This window comes from Pontibacterium granulatum (assembly GCF_029961155.1).
GTDB lineage: Bacteria > Pseudomonadota > Gammaproteobacteria > Pseudomonadales > Balneatricaceae > Pontibacterium > Pontibacterium granulatum.
Genome location: NZ_JASBRH010000021.1, coordinates 1 through 15,828, shown reverse-complemented (window position 1 = coordinate 15,828; position 15,828 = coordinate 1). Strand labels below are relative to the sequence as shown.

The window sequence follows — 15,828 nt, the reverse complement described above, 5'->3', positions numbered from 1 at the left end:
CTGAGACCGATGCTACAACCCTATCCACTACCACATCTTCTGTAGGGCAGGCTCTGCGTCATCTTTGGTGATCAGCCTGCCGGTAGCCTGAAGGCTACCCTACAGATACCGATGACTTTCAAAATATGCTCTGCACACCCAAATTTTAGACAATAAAAAACCCCACTCACCGAAATGAGCGGGGTTTTTATGGATATGCTGAACTCAGAGCTCAGCAGGCAAGGATTAGCCTTTGACAGCCACTCCAACGCCTACGCTTTCAGGACCTTTGATCTCTGCTTCAACTTCTTCGAATTTCTCTTCGATAGAGCGTGCAGGCGCTGCAGTCGCCAGGGTTGCCACAATGATTGCGATGAAAGCACAGATAACACCTGGGATGATCTCATACAGGTCGAACAGTCCACCGGACAGCTGCTTCCATACAACAACGGTCACACCACCTACGACGATACCCGCCAGCGCACCGGCTTTATTCATACGCTTCCAGTACAGGGACATGATCAGGGCAGGACCGAATGCCGCACCGAAACCAGCCCAAGCATAGGATACCAGCGCCAGGACCTTAGAGTCTTTGTCCAGCGCCAGGAAGGTCGCAATCACAGCGATCACAATCACGGCAATACGTCCCACCTGCACCAGCTTCTCCTGAGACGCGTCTTTGTTGAACAGCGCCTTGTAGAAGTCTTCCGCCAGCGCGGAGGACGATACCAGCAGTTGGGAGTCAGCAGTGGACATTACCGCCGCCAGGATCGCTGCCAGCAGAACACCCGCAACCGCAGGGTGGAACAGCGCATCAACCATTACCATGAATACGGTTTCATTGTCGCCCAGACCTTCCGGCAGGTAACCAATCGCCGCCAGACCAATCAGACATGCGCCCGCCATGGAGATAGCAGACCAGATCACAGCGATACGACGTGCAGACGGCACCGCATCTTTGCTCTTGATACCTTTGAAACGCGCTAGGATATGCGGCTGACCAAAGTAACCCAAACCCCACCCCAGCAGGGACAGCGTACCGATTACACTGATGGAGCTGCCATCGGCTTCGGTAAAGGCATTCAGCAACTCAGGGTTCTTGGCTTCAACTGCAGCCAGAGTACCGCTCAGACCACCAATTTCACCCATCGCAATCAGCGGCACCAGGATCAGTGCACCGACCATCAGCAGGCCCTGTACCACGTCGGTCCAGGATACGGCCAGGAAGCCGCCGAACAGGGTGTAGGAGATCACCGCAGCCGCACCAACCAGAACCGCAATGGTGTAGTCGAAGCCGAATACGGTCTCGAACAGCTTACCACCCGCAACCAGGCCGGAGCTGGTGTAGAACATGAAGAATACAAGCACAAAGAAAGCAGATACGACACGCAGACTGTGGCTGTTATCTTCAAAACGTTTTTCGAAGAAAGCAGGCAGAGTCAGCGCATTGTCCGCTTTGAAGGAGTATACGCGCAGGCGCTGTGCAACCAGCAGCCAGTTCAACCAGGTACCTACCAGCAGGCCACCAGCCAGCCAGAAAGAACCGTAACCGGCAGCCATCGCGTAGCCCGGCAGACCCATCAGCAGCCAGCCACTCATGTCGGACGCACCGGCACTCAGTGCACTAGGGATAGGACCCAGGTTACGACCACCCAGTACGTAGTCGGACAGATCTTGAGTACGACGGTATGCAACGATACCAATCGCAAGCATCAGAATCAGGTACACAATAAAGGTAAGGGTTACCATGAACAGAAACCTATTTATTCAGCGTTATGATTATTATGCGTTCGGACAGAACAGGTCTTCCCAAGCAGGAAACCTCTTCCAGAGCATTGATGTGGAAAACCTACCAACACCCCCGAAGCGTAAGGATACTGTGAATAAATCTGATACTTTCGGACTTGTTCGCAGTATCCTGAGTTGGCGAATTCCCTGAAGCCCCGGCAAGCAACAGCGCATGTATTGCCGCCGCTTGCCGGTTCCTTACATGTGCGCAGGAATGGCACGGGATCACCGCACCACAGACCAGCTATCACAATGGCGCAATAGCTTACAGATAACGCTAAAGGCGATTGTTCTATATATCCTTGATATGAAGATCATTTGTTTTTAATTGATCTCTCAAAAAGTCTTTAAAGCATTTTGGACAATCCAATAGAGACATTTGCACTAATCAGCACCACCTCTAAGCAACATAGGCCTCTTCACTGTTCAAATTGCAGGCAATCAATGTTCATGCTTCGCGTTCAGTAGTCGTATTTGCTCCAAACTGGCCTTACTCAAAGGCCAATTCCCCACTAAAGACAGGGCACACCCAACCATCAATCAATCCACCCCCGTCTGCATTAGTCTTTTTCACTGTATTTTTCACAAACACAGCCGTATGCTTCTACACATACTCTGCAAGCAGCCATAAAAACACTAATCATCGACATCTGTATGGATAATCTGGACAAGATTGATCGCGCCATTCTGCGCGAGCTACAAAAGAACGCCCGTATCACCGTCACCGAGCTAGCCTCGCGGGTGGGTCTGTCTAAAACGCCCTGCCAGATCCGTATGAAGCGGCTGGAAGAACAGGGGTATATCCTGGGTTACATCGCGCTGATCGATCAGAAAAAGCTGGGCACCAAGCACGTGGCGTTTGTGCAGGTCTCACTCAGCGACACCCGTACCAAAGCACTGCAGGCATTTAACGATGCGGTACGCGCAATTCCGGAGATCGAGCAGTGCCATATGATCGCGGCAAACTTCGACTATCTGCTCAAGGTGCGTACCACCGACATGGAAAACTACCGAGCGGTACTGGGTGAAAAGATCTCCTCCCTCCCCTACGTAACGCAGACCAGCACGTTTGTGGTTATGGAAGATGTAAAAGATATTGAAGCGAAGCTGCTTTGATCTTTGTTGCGATCGGTACCTGATGAACCCCCTACCTCTGTAGGGCAGTCCTTTAGACTGCCGGCAGCGTGATCACCTACGATGACGACGACGCTGCCCTACAGGACGGTAGATTTTTATCTTGTGTTGTAGGGCAGTCCTTCAGACTGCCGGCAGCGCGATCACCTACGATGACGACGACGCTGCCCTACAGGACGGTAGATTTTTATCTTGTGTTGTAGGGTAGTCCTTCAGACTGCCGGCAGCGTGATCACCTACGATGACGACGACGCGGCCCTACAGGGACAGTGGATTTTTATCTTGTAATGTAAGGCAGCGCTTTAGGCTGTCAGCAGCATCAATACTGCCCTACAATTGCACCAACCTGATGACTACTGCCTGCAAATGGAACCCATTCTCTGTAAGGAAACACCTTGAACCGTAAAGCTGTATTACTGGCCATGGGCTGCGTCTTGATGTGGTCTACCGTCGCCAGCGCCTTTAAGTTGACCCTATCCCTGATCAGCCCATTGCAGATGCTCTGGCTTGCTGTGGCCACCAGCTGCGGCATTCTGGCCGTTGCGGCAGCCCATCAGGGCAAACTCCAACTGGCCAAGGATTACCTGCGCGAGTCCCCAGGTTACTTTCTGCTTTTAGCGGTACTTAACCCCACCGCATACTACCTGATCCTGTTTGCCGCGTACGACCTGTTACCCGCGCAACAGGCCCAGGCCTTGAACTACACCTGGGCGGTGATGCTAAGTATTCTGGCCGTACCGTTTCTGGGACAGAGCTTTACGCTGCTCAACGGTATCAGCGTTGTTATTGCCTACTCCGGCGTGCTGGTGATCGCCACTCAGGGGGATCTGTTGTCTCTGGACTTCCAGAACCCGCTGGGTGTTGCACTGGGTGCCGGCAGCTCTATCTTCTTTGCCAGCTATTGGATTTTGAATACCCGCAAGCCCCACGATGCGGTGGCATCCCTGCTGCTCTGTTTTGGCCTGAGCCTACCCATACTCTCGGTGCTGATGTTTATCCAGGACGGCTTTACGGCAATGCCCTGGCAGGCGCTTGCAGGGGGTATCTACATCGGTGCCTTTGAGATGAGCCTGGCCTTCCTGCTCTGGATGAACGCCCTGCGCCTGAGCAGCAACACCGCACAGTTGAGCAACCTGGTGTATCTGTCTCCTCCGATCTCTTTGCTGCTTCTGGCGGTGATCGTCGGCGAACCGGTAATGATTTCTACCATTGCAGGATTAGTGCTGATTATTGGTGGTGTGCTGGTTGGACAGGCCAAGCGTTAGCCTTTTCTCGGCGAGCTGAAAAGGATCGGCAGAATACGCGGGCGTTAACGTCACAGGTCACCGTCTATCGGTGGCTCTGCTACGCTTGTAGATATCAGGAAGCTGATCTTCCTGCAGAAAACCTGCAATGCGTAGCCTTCACTCCAATAGAAGCAGCTGCCAGACGCTTATCAGCCAGTATCTTCAGCATCCCCGTCGCATACTGATTTTTGGCGACACTGGGACAGGCAAGTCCGCCCTGGCGACTCAGCTCGCAACCCAGCTGCTTAATAAGGGAGCCTCCGTCAGGCTTCTTGATGCCGATCCAGGATCTCCAGCCTTTGGTATACCCGGCTGCCTGTCGCTGTATAAACTGGATCAGCATGAATCCAGCACCCCAGAGTGGCTGTTGCTAGACGCAGAGCCTCTCTGTTCTTTGGATGCAGGTCGTTTCCGATTGCCGCTGATCACCGGCATCACTCAGCTGATTGAACGAGAAACACAACGACCCGAAGCCTACCTGCTCATTGACACCCCGGGTGTAACACGCGGAGTGGGTGCGGCTGAACTTCTGCCGGCAATGACCCAGGCGACTCAGGCTGACCTCGTCGTTGTGCTTGTACAAGCTGACTTACCTACCCCGTTAAGCGATGAGCTTGAGCGATGCCGCGCTGAAGTGCTGTTTCTCGATGCAAATCCAGATGCACAAAAACCGGTGAAGTCCGATATCAAGCAACACCGTACCGACCGGTGGTTGGACTATATGCAACACGCCCATGAGCGCCGTTTCAGGCTGGATCGTCTGCAGCTAACCGGTATGTTGCCATCCTCCAAAGATAGCGATGGCTGGACTGGTCGACAGGTCGCACTGATCAACGGTCAGCGCACACTGGGTATGGGGCAGATTGCTGCGATAGATGACGATGAGATCTTGATCACAACACCGGTCCCGGCGGAAACCAAGGTCCACAGGCTATTGATACGGGATGCCGTATACAACGACAAACGCGGGCTTCACACCGCCGTTCACTCCCTATCCGGTGAAGAAAACAAAACCCAACCGACAATAGCCCCCCTCGCCCATGAAGCCTTTGTCGCCCGACAGGCGATGGATCAGCTCAGCCCCCCATCATGATGCGGGTTGGCCTTGTGGATGCCACGCTGGTTAACGGTGTATTTGGTGATCCGTTGCTGCTGCTTCAGATCGGCCATCAGAAACGCTGCCTGCTATTTGATCTGGGCTATCACGGCCCCCTCTCCGCCCGCACCGCCCATCAGGTAACGGATGTATTTATCAGCCACGCCCACGTGGATCATATCTGTGGTTTCCTGTGGCTGATGCGATGCCGTATCGGCCACTATCCGTCATGCCGTATCTTTGGTCCACCGGGGCTGGCAAAGAACATTACCGGCATGATCGACGGGATCTTGTGGGACCGGATCGGTGACAAAGCGCCGCATTTCGATATCTACGAGGTGCACGGAAACCATTTACACCATTGGCAGATTGCCGCCGGTTCCCCATTAAGCGCAGCACTGGATGTGCGAGCCATTAACGACCAGATCATCTGGCAAGAAACCCAATTTCAGATTCGGGCGGTCACCCTTGATCACACCGCCAAAGACTGCGGTCCGGACAACCCCTTCACCCCGGTTCTCGCCTATGCCTTCGAACCGCTAAGACAGGTGAACGTAAGGAAAGATCGTCTACGTGCTCTTAACTTATGCGCAGGCCCCTGGCTACAGGTATTGAAAGATCATGTACTGAATGGTGTAAGAGATGCCGAAATCCAGGTCGAGGACAAGACATTTTTATCGGGTGAACTGGCGGATAAGATTCTGTTGAAAAGCGCTGGAAAACGTTTGGTATACGCGACTGATCTGGCGGACAGTTCGGAGAATAGATCCACCTTGTGTAGCCTTGCACAAGGTGCGCATACACTGTTTTGCGAGGCGTCATTTATGAACGGAGACAAGGATCTGGCGGGCTTTACCGGGCATCTGACCACCAAAGCGTGCGGAGAGATCGGCACAGCGGCCGCTGTCCAGCACCTGATACCGTTTCATTTTTCTGGACGGTATCAAGCACTTTCTGACGTGATCTATGACGAAGTAACCACGTCTTGCCCAAACACCCGCAAACCCGCCGCTTAATCGTTCTCCGATTTCAACGTCTGCTTGTCTGCCAACGCCTTGAGTACAGAAACATCGTCCGGACGTCCTAACAGGAAGCCCTGCAATTCATCACATCCGAGACTGCTGAGGAAGCGACGCTGCTCCTCTGTTTCCACACCTTCGGCCACGACCTTCAAGCGCAGACTGTGTGACATGCTGATGATCGCCCTGACCAGGTTTTCATCATCCACATCCCCCGGTATATCCATGATAAAGGAGCGGTCGATCTTTACGGCCGCGACTGGTAACTTCTTGAGATACATCAGCGAAGAGTACCCTGTGCCAAAGTCATCCACGGAGATCTGAACACCGATGCCACGAATTTCGTTGAGCAGCGGCAGGAACTGATCGATATTCTCCATCATATGGGTTTCGGTCACTTCCAGCTCCAGTAGGCGGGATGGCAAACCGCTGTCGGACAACGCATTGCGAATGTCCCGCAACAGATCCTGATCGTAGAGCTGACGGGTTGAAAGGTTTACCGAGACGGACATCGGATACCCCTCGGCCAGCCAGGCAGCCGCTTGGGTACAGGCTTCGTTCAGCACAAAACGTCCCAGCTTAACAATCTGGTTGGAACCCTCTGCGATCGGAATAAAGTCGCTCGGTGGCACCAGTCCATGCTCAGGATGACGCCAGCGGACCAAGGCTTCAGCGCTCATCATATGCTGGCCGGTAATATCGAAGCGCGGCTGGAACACCACAAACAACTCATTCCGATCAAAGGCCTGGCGAAGATCTTCTTCGTACTGATGATGAAGCTGGTGGCACTCGTTTATCTCCTGATCAAAGAACTGGATAACGTCACGCCCCTTCTCTTTGGCCTGGTACATTGCAAGGTCAGCATGACGTGTAAGCGTGTCCACATCGTTACCATCTTTACCTGCGATCGAGATACCGATACTGGCCGAGGTATAACAGCGGATCGACCCCAAGTCGTACGGTTTACGCAGGGCAACCACAATGCGATGAGCAATGGTCTCGACCTGCAGGTTGTCCTTCAACCCCCGAAGGATCACGGTAAACTCATCACCTCCCAGACGAGATACGGTATCCTCCAGACTGACACAGCTGCGCAGACGACCTGCCACCTGCAACAACAGCTGGTCACCCACACTGTGTCCATAGGTATCGTTGATGTTCTTGAAGTGATCCAGATCGATAAACATCACCGCCGTTATATGGCTTTTTTTATCGGCGATTGCAGCTTTGAGTTGTTGCTTAAACAGCGTACGGTTTGGCAATCCGGTCAGGCTGTCGTAATGCGCCAAGCGCTGCAGGCGTCGCTCGGCATTTTTAAGCTCGGTAATATCTGTGGCGATACCACCAATCGACTCGATATCCCCCTCGTCGGAATAAATCGGGAACTTGTTTACCAGAAAAGTAAGCTCACCTTTGCTGGTTTCCATATCCATTTCGTAGGAGTTCGGTTCACCGCTTTCAAGAAGTTGTGAATCTGAACGATTGGCCAGTCGCTTCAACCCCTCAGACAAAACGGCCTGATCGGCCTGTCCAATCACCTCTTCAGGCGTTTGGTTGAACATTTCAGCAAAGCGGGTATTTACCACTTGGTACTGTTGTCCCTTATCTTTTACAAAGATCAGGTCGGGTGAATGATCCAGAATACTTGAAAGCAGTTTATCGCGGTCGCGGATGCGTAGCAGCATCTTCTCCACGGCCATGCCGACACGCTCGAACTCCTGGAAGTGCCCTCCGCTGAAGCTCTGCGGCGAACCGCTCTCCGGCACCTGTTCAGCGTACCGCGTGAGGTAGGAGAGCGAACTCCGCGTCAGGCGCAGGATAACAAACATGGTTGAAATGCCCAGCACCGCAACCACGATCGCAGCCACCAGCAAATTGGAAAGATAGGCATCCTGCAACGCGTGATAAGCGGCGTTCGGTAACAGCGAGCGCACCGTATACTGCTCACCGCCACCTATATTCAAGGTATGCTCGCGCAGGATGCTTTGATCATTGGTCACCACGCCCCGATCTGTGAACTCTGCGTTGGCAAGGGTCTGCAGTTGCGTGTCTTCACTCTCCAGACCGTCCAGCACCTGTGCACCGTTATGCAAAGAGATCGCCTGCGCACCAAACAACTCCTGGAATAAACTTATAATCCAGTAGTTGTCGTTCAGCATCACGAAGGTATGCATCTTGCCAATCACTTCACCGTACTGTGCATCAACCACCGGTAGCGTCAGCCGAAGCAAGCTATAACGCTTCCTTTCTCCTTCTGCAGTCACCGTGTTCCACACACCGGGCGGGCTGTACGTCTCCAGTATCTGGTCCCACGGCAGCTGAATATCGAACATGCTGCTATTGGTGACAACAGTGGGCGCACCGTCGTTATATTCGACCACCAGTGCATCGATATGCTGACCGTTGGGGCCCAGCAATAACTCGTCGAGAAAGCTCGCTACCGACAGGTACTCATTCGCTTGAATCCGATCACGCAGCTCGTGGGTTTTGATCAATTCCTGGCTGATATGTTGGATGTTACGGAATCGCGCTTCCAGCAGACCGTCCAACGCACGCTGATCTCGCTCATAGGCGAGCTGAATTTCATGCTGTAGGGCTTTTTCAGACCCCAAGTAGGCCGGTGTTAACAAAAGGGCAGAGACGACGGCCAGCAGTGTAAACACCAAGATGAGTAGAACGGTAGAGAAACGAGCCTTTTGCACTTACTGAGCCTCTAAAGGTAGTTCGCTCAGTCGAAAGGCCCTCTGCTTCAGTATCTGAACCTCTTCGGCAGACTGGTTGTTGTCGAGCAGGACAATATCTCCGGAATAGATTTGCGGCACACGGTTCGCTTCGTTCTGCTGATCCAGCTTAATCGCTTCAGCCATAGCGACGCCATTGTCGTCGTTCATGCGCATTACCGTAACATCCAGCCCCTGCTTGCTGAGCACGGCGAGTTCGGCGTCACCACCACCCCAACCATTCAACAATATATCGGTGCGGTTAACCTCTTTCAGTGCCTGAAGCGCACCCAGTGCTACATCGGTGGAGTTGGCAAAGATCATCTTGATGTCCGGATGTTTCTCCAGCGTTCTGACTGTTGCCTCATAGGCTTTTGCGCGGTCGCCATCGGTATAGAAGGCGGCAACCTGCTTGATATCCGGATGCTTAGCCGCCTGGTTGGCGAAGGTATCACCCCGCATCTGACTGACGTAGCCGGGAGAAAAGTAGAGCATCAGGTATTCACCGCTGTAATCGGTTTTGCGAAGCATCCAGTCCGCCATCAGCTTGGTGCCCTCAGCGTGGTCAAAGCCCACATACAGGAACGGCTGGCGTTTCTGCCAACGGATCAGCGGTGTCGTCACATTCTGCAAAATCAGCTTAGGCTTACCCCGGGCAATCAAGCGCTCAATCATGCGGCTTTGGGGTGCTATATCTAGGGTGAAGACCAGGTAATCCGGCTCCCATTTAAGCGCCTCTGACAACTGCTGGCGCTGCAGTGCCGCGTCCACAGATGGTCGGGATAAAAAGGATTTTAATTCATAGGGTAACTTTAAACTTCGCAGACGGTGCTCAAACGAAGTTAAACTGCGGCGCCAGTAATCGGACTTTTGCAACCCCGGGTAGATCACCGCAATGCGTACCGGGCGATCCAGTTGGGCTGTTACAGGAATGGCAGGCGCGCGCACCAGTTCAGAGAATTGATCCATTGTATCCCGCTCTTCCGGATGGAGACGAAGATACTCATCTATGCGCATATAATCTTCCGAAGCCTGTGCTATCGGAGTGATAACGACACACACAGCAACAACGGCAAGCGCGCAGATATGGGAAACAAACCTGGACATGGTGACCAACCTCCTGTCAGTTTTACCCGCCCTCATAGGCGGTACAGCCTGATTGATATACAAGATACCGGTTAAACGCAGTTCTTGAAATAGGATTATAGGTAATAACCCGATATTCGCTGTGAGTTTGTCCAACAAATTTTAGATAAAGTGATGTGAACACCAAACCACTGCTAGCAGAACGCAAAAAGTCGCCATAAGAAAGGCGACTTTGGAGGGATAAATTTGAGCTAAAGGCTTAATAGCTTATCGGGCTACAAAACCGAACTTGCCGTTGTCGTTCTTCCACTCGGTACGCAGAGGGATTGCCTCAATGGTGTCCCAGTGCTCAACGATTTTGCCGTTATCCAGGCGGAACAGATCATAAAAAGCCACGTGTTGATTCAGGAACTGCCCTTCGCTGATCGACAGCACAAAATTACCTTCTCCCAGTATTTTGTGATTCTTGGTGAATACCATCGGCATTCCTTGGTCAGCCAATGCTTGCAGCGCCTGTCCCAGGCCATTCAACCCATCCGCAACACCGGGGTTGTGCTGCAGATACTGATCGTCCCCTCCGTCGATAAACTGTGAGATTTTCTCCATCTCGCCCTTAATCAGGATCGACTGTACAAAATCAGTGACAATCGCTTTGTTCTGCTCGGTTTTATCCAGATCCGTCACAGCAGTAGGGCCATCCAGCTGCGTGCGTCCACTTGGGTTTGCCGGCGCGATCTCCTGCAGGTTATCCCAGTGCTCGACAATTTTGCCCTCTTCAAAGCGAAAGACGTCAAAACCAACCTTGGGACCAAAGAAATTGTACGTGGTATGCGCAACAACGTAGTCACCGTCCTGGAATACTCGCACGGTATCCGCTTTCGCAGAGCCTTTTGGCAATGCCTGCAAGACTGCCCCGAAACTTGCCAAACCGTCGGCTACAGCCAAATTGTGCTGGATATACTTCTCAGGGTTAATGTAAGCCACCGGACCTGCATCACCGGTTTCGATGCTTTTCAGCAGTTCAACCACTTTGGTTTTGTTCGACACGCCCATCGTATCGTTCATAGCACTGCCCGCCATTACAGATCCACTCAGCAAAACGGCACTCAGTGCGACAACCGCTTTAAATGGTGTACGAGATAAGAGACGCATATTTCCTCCCGGTATCGACTCTTTCCGAGCCGATGTTGATAACGTATGTGATGGAAAAATTATCTCTGACAGACCTCTAGGCAACGAGGTAAGCTAGACGCAATTAATGATCAAAATCGAGCAAAATGTAAAAGTCCCATATGGCAACGAATACAGTTGAAGCAACCCCACTTAGAAAGACCCGCTTTGAAAACAGGAAGTTAAATTCTATTGGCGTTGAGGTGTTGTCATTCAGTGATTTGAAGAAAAAGGTACCGGATGAGCGCCTGACGCTACCCGAACGGGTAGAACTCTACCTGCTGCTGATGGTTACTTCGGGAGATATGATCCATACGCTCGACTTCGTGGACTACACGCTGCCGCAAGGCTCACTGGTGGTGGTCAGACCCGGTCAGGTCCAACAATGGCATCCAACTCCAGAGGTGGAGGCACAGATTGTCCTGGTCGACCCCACAGCGTTGCCGTTCGACGCCGCCGTTTCCCATACCCGCGAACTGGAACTGCTTACCCTATTCGACTGGCAGCCCCAAACGCAGCTGGGCGATGAGTTGCGAACCAATCTGGAGCAGATAATCGGTCGACTGGAGAGCGATATCGCAGGCTTTGATGGCAGTGAGCTGGAAATCTCTTTGATTCGCCATGAACTGTTGGCCCTGCTGTTTCGCCTGGCCTGTTTTCAGCATGATCTGGTTCAAAGCCAGACCAAACGCACCGTTGGCTACGAAAAGTACAAAATGTTTATTGAGTTGCTGGAACAGCATTACCGCGTCGAACACGCGCTACAGTTTTATGCCAAACGGCTGGGGTACGCTACCAGCACGCTGAGCAGAGCCTGTCTTGAGATCGAAGGATACAGTGCCAAAGTGGTGATCGATCACCGTATCGCACTGGAAGGGAAAAGGATGCTTGCGCACAGTGGTGCATCGGTAGCCGAGATCGCCCACTATCTCGGGTTTTCCGAAGCTACCAATTTCATCAAGTTCTTTAAACGTAATGTGAATCTGACACCCACAGAGTTTCGTTCGACCAGAAGCGGACGTTAAATTCAGCCCTTATAATTTTGCGACCAGTTTAGTGCGCGTAGACACGTCGTATTTACGAAACACCACGGCCAAATGCGATTTAACAGTGCTTTCCGAGAGATTCATCTGATAGCCGATCTGCTTATTCGACAATCCCACCCTCACATACTCCAGCACTTGCTCCTGCCGCTCGGTAAGTTTCGGCGGTTTAGGTAACGTCCTTTGAGCCCGTGAAGAATCTTTTAAGTTGGATCTTTCCCTAACAACGGGCCAATGGTGTTGACCACTCAGCAGTTTGTTTGCAACACGGTAGACCTCGACCAGTCCGGAATAACTGAACACCAGCCCCTGCGCGCCAATTCGACGACTTTTATAGAGCGAATCAGGTCCCATATGATCTGAAATCACCAGTACAGGCACGTCAGTTGCGCTGATCAGCTGTCGAAGCGTACGCATTCGCCCCTGCGTTACGGTGTGCTCGCACAGTATGATCAAGTCCCAAGCCTGCAAAACATGTTTGGCTGTCAGCTTTTCCGCTTCTGCAAACTCGGGGTGTTTTACAGGTTCACCTTGGGTCAGAGCGATTTTTACGCCTTGGCGATACAGCTCATCTGGAGCCACAACCAGAATAGTCTTGAATACCCTCATAATCTTGTCCGGCAACATTCGTTAAAAGGTCAGGAAAAAGGTCAGGCGCCGTCAAAACGGCACCTGACAAAGGATGTGCGAGCTAACGGACTCACAACAGCAAAGAGAGGAAAAGTAAGGGCTGGTAGCCGCTTACATATTCGGGTAATTGGGACCACCGCCCCCTTCCGGGGTTACCCAGGTGATGTTCTGGGCCGGATCCTTGATATCACAGGTTTTACAGTGCAGGCAGTTCTGGCCATTGATCTGGAAGCGCTGTCCCCCCTTCCCTTCAAGAGCGTCGTCCTCGACCACTTCGTACACCCCCGCAGGGCAGTAGCGCTGTGCAGGTTCTGCATACAGTGGCAGGTTCTTGTTCAGCGGCAGATCGGCGTCACTCAGTTTGAGGTGACACGGCTGGTCTTCCTCGTGGTTGGTATTCGACAGGAACACCGAGGAGAGCTTGTCGAAGCTGAGTTTGCCATCCGGTTTCGGGTAGTTGATCGGCGTAAACTGGTCCGCCGGTTTCAGCTGGGCATAATCAACATGGTTATCACGCAGGGTGACCGGCAGTTTACCGCCAAAGAGGTTCTGGTCGATAAAGTTGAAGGCACCGCCCAGCATCGGGCCGAACTTGTGCATCGCCGGACCGAAGTTGCGGGTACGGTACAGCTCATCGTACAACCAGGAATCCTTGAAGCGCTCCGTAAAGCCGGTCAGTTCGTTGCCGCCTTCACAGCCACCGCTGATCGCGTCAAAGACGGCTTCTGCGGCCAACATACCGGACTTCATGGCGGTATGAGTGCCTTTGATCTTGGCGAAGTTCAGGGTGCCCGCGTTACAGCCGATCACCAGACCACCCGGGAAGGTCATCTTCGGCAGCGCGTTAAAGCCGCCCTTGGCGATGGCGCGTGCACCGTAGGAGACACGCTTGCCGCCATCCAGATACTGCTTGAGGACCGGATGGTGCTTGAGGCGCTGGAACTCATCAAACGGACTGAGGTGCGGGTTGGCGTAGTTCAGGTCTATGATCAGCCCCACCACCACCTGGTTGTTTTCGGTGTGGTAGAGGAAGAAACCACCGCTGGTGTCTTTCTCCAGCGGCCAACCGGATCCGTGCAACACCAATCCTGGCGCGTGCTGCGCCGGATCGATGTCCCACAGCTCCTTGATGCCAATCCCGTAGTGCTGGGCGTCTGCGTCAGCATCCAGATCAAACTTGGCGTACAACTCTTTACCCAGGTGACCCCGGCAGCCTTCGGCAAACAGGGTGTATTTGGCGTGCAGCTCCATGCCCGGCATATAGCTGCCTTTCTGCGCGCCGGTTTCGCTGATGCCCATGTCACCGGTGGCAATGCCTTTGACGGAGCCGTCCTCACGGTAGAGGATCTCGGCCGCGGCAAAGCCCGGGAAGATCTCCACACCCAGCTGTTCCGCCTGCTCGGCCAGCCAACGGCACAGGTTCCCCAGGCTGGCGATGTAGTTGCCGTGGTTGTGCATGGTCTTCGGCACCACCAGGTTCGGCAGCTTCTGGGCTTTTACTTCGCTTTTCAGCAAGAACAACTGGTCTTCAGTGACCGGCGTATTCAGCGGCGCACCCTGCTCTTTCCAGTCCGAAAACAGTTCATTCAGGGCACGCGGCTCAATGATCGCACCGGACAGGATATGGGCGCCCACTTCGGAGCCTTTTTCCACCACGCAGACCGTTAGGTCCTGCTCCGCGGCCTGCGCCTGCTGCATCAAGCGGCACGCCGCCGACAGGCCAGATGGGCCGGCACCAACGATGACAACATCAAATTCCATGGATTCGCGCATATGAATACCTCACAAAAATGAGCCAATACGGCATCCCGTAGGTTGGCCATTGCGCAGCAATGCCCAACAACGATTTACCTGTGTGTTGGGCTTCGCGTTGCGAAGGCCAACCTACGGAAAGGTTAACGGCTCGGGAGCGACTTACAGTTTGCCTTCCAGTTCCGGCACGGCTTCAAACAGATCCGCCACCAGACCGTAGTCAGCCACGGAGAAGATCGGTGCTTCTTCGTCTTTGTTGATCGCGACGATGACCTTGGAGTCTTTCATACCCGCCAGGTGCTGGATGGCACCGGAGATACCCACCGCGATGTACAGTTCAGGCGCAACGATCTTACCGGTCTGACCGACCTGCATATCGTTCGGTACGAAGCCAGCATCCACCGCGGCACGGGAGGCACCCACCGCTGCGCCCAGCTTGTCGGCCACTTTTTCCAGCAGGGCGAAGTTTTCGCCGTTGCCCATACCGCGACCACCGGAGATCACCACTTTTGCAGCGGTCAGTTCTGGACGGTCGGATACCGCCATCTCTTCGCCGACAAAGCTGGAGATACCGGCATCGTGTACGGAACCCACCGCTTCAACCGCGGCGGAACCGCCTTCGGTAGCCGCTGCATCAAATGCAGTACCCCGCACGGTGATCACTTTGATCGCATCCAGGGACTGAACGGTCGCAATGGCGTTGCCCGCGTAAATTGGGCGCTGGAACGTATCCGCCGCTTCTACCGCAGTGATGTCGGAGATCTGCGCCACGTCCAGCAATGCCGCGACGCGTGGCAGGAAGTTTTTGCCGGTAGTCGTCGCTGGCGATACGATGTGGCTGTAGTCTTGCCCGCTCTCTTTCGCTAATTGGGCCACCAGCTTGGACAGGTTCTCGGCCAGCTGATGCGCGTAGGCGGCCGCATCAGCAACCAGTACTTTGCTGACGCCTGCCACCTGTGCCGCGGCTTCAGCCACCGCGCCACAACCGGCACCTGCGACCAGTACGTGCAGGTCATCGCCCATCTGAGAGGCGGCGGTAACTGCGTTCAGAGTTGCACCTTTCAGGGTGCTATTGTCGTGTTCTGCAATAACCAGAATAGCCATTAGATCACCCCTTAAATTACT

At 53.4% G+C, this 15,828-nt stretch carries 12 protein-coding genes; 5 read left to right on the top strand and 7 right to left on the bottom strand.

Annotation, left to right across the window (positions count from 1 at the left end):
- Window positions 1–225 precede the first annotated feature (225 nt).
- A complete protein-coding gene (putP, locus tag QKW35_RS16340; protein ID WP_282354827.1) occupies window positions 226–1,728 on the bottom strand; it encodes a sodium/proline symporter PutP in 1,503 nt (500 codons plus the stop codon).
- Between the two features lie 693 nt (window positions 1,729–2,421).
- Here putP and QKW35_RS16335 point away from each other — a divergent pair.
- The 4 genes from QKW35_RS16335 to QKW35_RS16320 all read left to right on the top strand — a co-directional run bounded on the left by QKW35_RS16335 (window position 2,422) and on the right by QKW35_RS16320 (window position 6,299).
- The gene (locus QKW35_RS16335; protein ID WP_282354826.1) at window positions 2,422–2,883 is read left to right on the top strand and encodes an Lrp/AsnC family transcriptional regulator; all 462 of its coding nucleotides are present in this window, start codon (window positions 2,422–2,424) and stop codon (window positions 2,881–2,883) included.
- A 413-nt stretch (window positions 2,884–3,296) separates the two neighbouring features.
- Window positions 3,297–4,166 carry a DMT family transporter gene (locus QKW35_RS16330; protein ID WP_282354825.1) on the top strand — a complete coding sequence of 290 codons (870 nt, stop codon included), beginning with the start codon at window positions 3,297–3,299 and terminating at the stop codon, window positions 4,164–4,166.
- Between the two features lie 127 nt (window positions 4,167–4,293).
- Entirely contained in the window at window positions 4,294–5,280 is a 987-nt protein-coding gene (locus QKW35_RS16325; RefSeq protein WP_282354824.1) for a Clp1/GlmU family protein, read from the top strand.
- 14 nt (window positions 5,281–5,294) lie between these two features.
- Entirely contained in the window at window positions 5,295–6,299 is a 1,005-nt protein-coding gene (locus QKW35_RS16320) for an MBL fold metallo-hydrolase (RefSeq protein ID WP_282354823.1), read from the top strand.
- Here QKW35_RS16320 and QKW35_RS16315 read toward each other — a convergent pair.
- The 3 genes from QKW35_RS16315 to QKW35_RS16305 form a co-directional block, all read right to left on the bottom strand.
- Window positions 6,296–9,004 carry an EAL domain-containing protein gene (locus QKW35_RS16315; RefSeq protein WP_282354821.1) on the bottom strand — a complete coding sequence of 903 codons (2,709 nt, stop codon included), beginning with the start codon at window positions 9,002–9,004 and terminating at the stop codon, window positions 6,296–6,298. The two genes, QKW35_RS16320 and QKW35_RS16315, sit on opposite strands and share 4 nt — an antisense overlap.
- Window positions 9,005–10,129, bottom strand: a complete 1,125-nt coding sequence (locus QKW35_RS16310) for a substrate-binding domain-containing protein (RefSeq protein WP_282354820.1) — start codon at window positions 10,127–10,129, stop codon at window positions 9,005–9,007. It lies immediately after the preceding gene.
- Window positions 10,130–10,375: 246 nt separating this feature from the next.
- Complete coding sequence (locus tag QKW35_RS16305) at window positions 10,376–11,260, bottom strand: nuclear transport factor 2 family protein (RefSeq protein WP_282354819.1); 885 nt, start codon at window positions 11,258–11,260, stop codon at window positions 10,376–10,378.
- A gap of 224 nt (window positions 11,261–11,484) precedes the next feature.
- Between QKW35_RS16305 and QKW35_RS16300 the strand changes: the two genes are divergently transcribed.
- Complete coding sequence (locus QKW35_RS16300; RefSeq protein WP_282354818.1) at window positions 11,485–12,303, top strand: AraC family transcriptional regulator; 819 nt, start codon at window positions 11,485–11,487, stop codon at window positions 12,301–12,303.
- A 9-nt stretch (window positions 12,304–12,312) separates the two neighbouring features.
- On the opposite strand, the gene QKW35_RS16295 is transcribed toward QKW35_RS16300, so the two are convergent.
- The 3 genes from QKW35_RS16295 to QKW35_RS16285 all read right to left on the bottom strand — a co-directional run bounded on the left by QKW35_RS16295 (window position 12,313) and on the right by QKW35_RS16285 (window position 15,807).
- Window positions 12,313–12,930 carry a helix-turn-helix transcriptional regulator gene (locus QKW35_RS16295; protein ID WP_282354816.1) on the bottom strand — a complete coding sequence of 206 codons (618 nt, stop codon included), beginning with the start codon at window positions 12,928–12,930 and terminating at the stop codon, window positions 12,313–12,315.
- A 132-nt stretch (window positions 12,931–13,062) separates the two neighbouring features.
- Window positions 13,063–14,724: an electron transfer flavoprotein-ubiquinone oxidoreductase gene (locus tag QKW35_RS16290; protein ID WP_282354815.1), complete on the bottom strand. Its 1,662-nt coding sequence runs from the start codon at window positions 14,722–14,724 to the stop codon at window positions 13,063–13,065.
- A gap of 141 nt (window positions 14,725–14,865) precedes the next feature.
- Window positions 14,866–15,807 carry an electron transfer flavoprotein subunit alpha/FixB family protein gene (locus QKW35_RS16285; protein ID WP_282354898.1) on the bottom strand — a complete coding sequence of 314 codons (942 nt, stop codon included), beginning with the start codon at window positions 15,805–15,807 and terminating at the stop codon, window positions 14,866–14,868.
- Window positions 15,808–15,828: the final 21 nt, after the last annotated feature.

Bases quoted from the DNA above. Each gene is read 5' to 3' on its own strand.
- QKW35_RS16310 (WP_282354820.1), bottom strand. From the start codon at position 10,129: ATGTCCAGGTTTGTTTCCCATATCTGCGCGCTTGCCGTTGTTGCTGTG.
- QKW35_RS16295 (WP_282354816.1), bottom strand. From the start codon at position 12,930: ATGAGGGTATTCAAGACTATTCTGGTTGTGGCTCCAGATGAGCTGTAT.
- QKW35_RS16335 (WP_282354826.1), top strand. From the start codon at position 2,422: ATGGATAATCTGGACAAGATTGATCGCGCCATTCTGCGCGAGCTACAA.
- QKW35_RS16285 (WP_282354898.1), bottom strand. From the start codon at position 15,807: ATGGCTATTCTGGTTATTGCAGAACACGACAATAGCACCCTGAAAGGT.
- putP (WP_282354827.1), bottom strand. From the start codon at position 1,728: ATGGTAACCCTTACCTTTATTGTGTACCTGATTCTGATGCTTGCGATT.
- QKW35_RS16305 (WP_282354819.1), bottom strand. From the start codon at position 11,260: ATGCGTCTCTTATCTCGTACACCATTTAAAGCGGTTGTCGCACTGAGT.
- QKW35_RS16325 (WP_282354824.1), top strand. From the start codon at position 4,294: ATGCGTAGCCTTCACTCCAATAGAAGCAGCTGCCAGACGCTTATCAGC.
- QKW35_RS16290 (WP_282354815.1), bottom strand. From the start codon at position 14,724: ATGCGCGAATCCATGGAATTTGATGTTGTCATCGTTGGTGCCGGCCCA.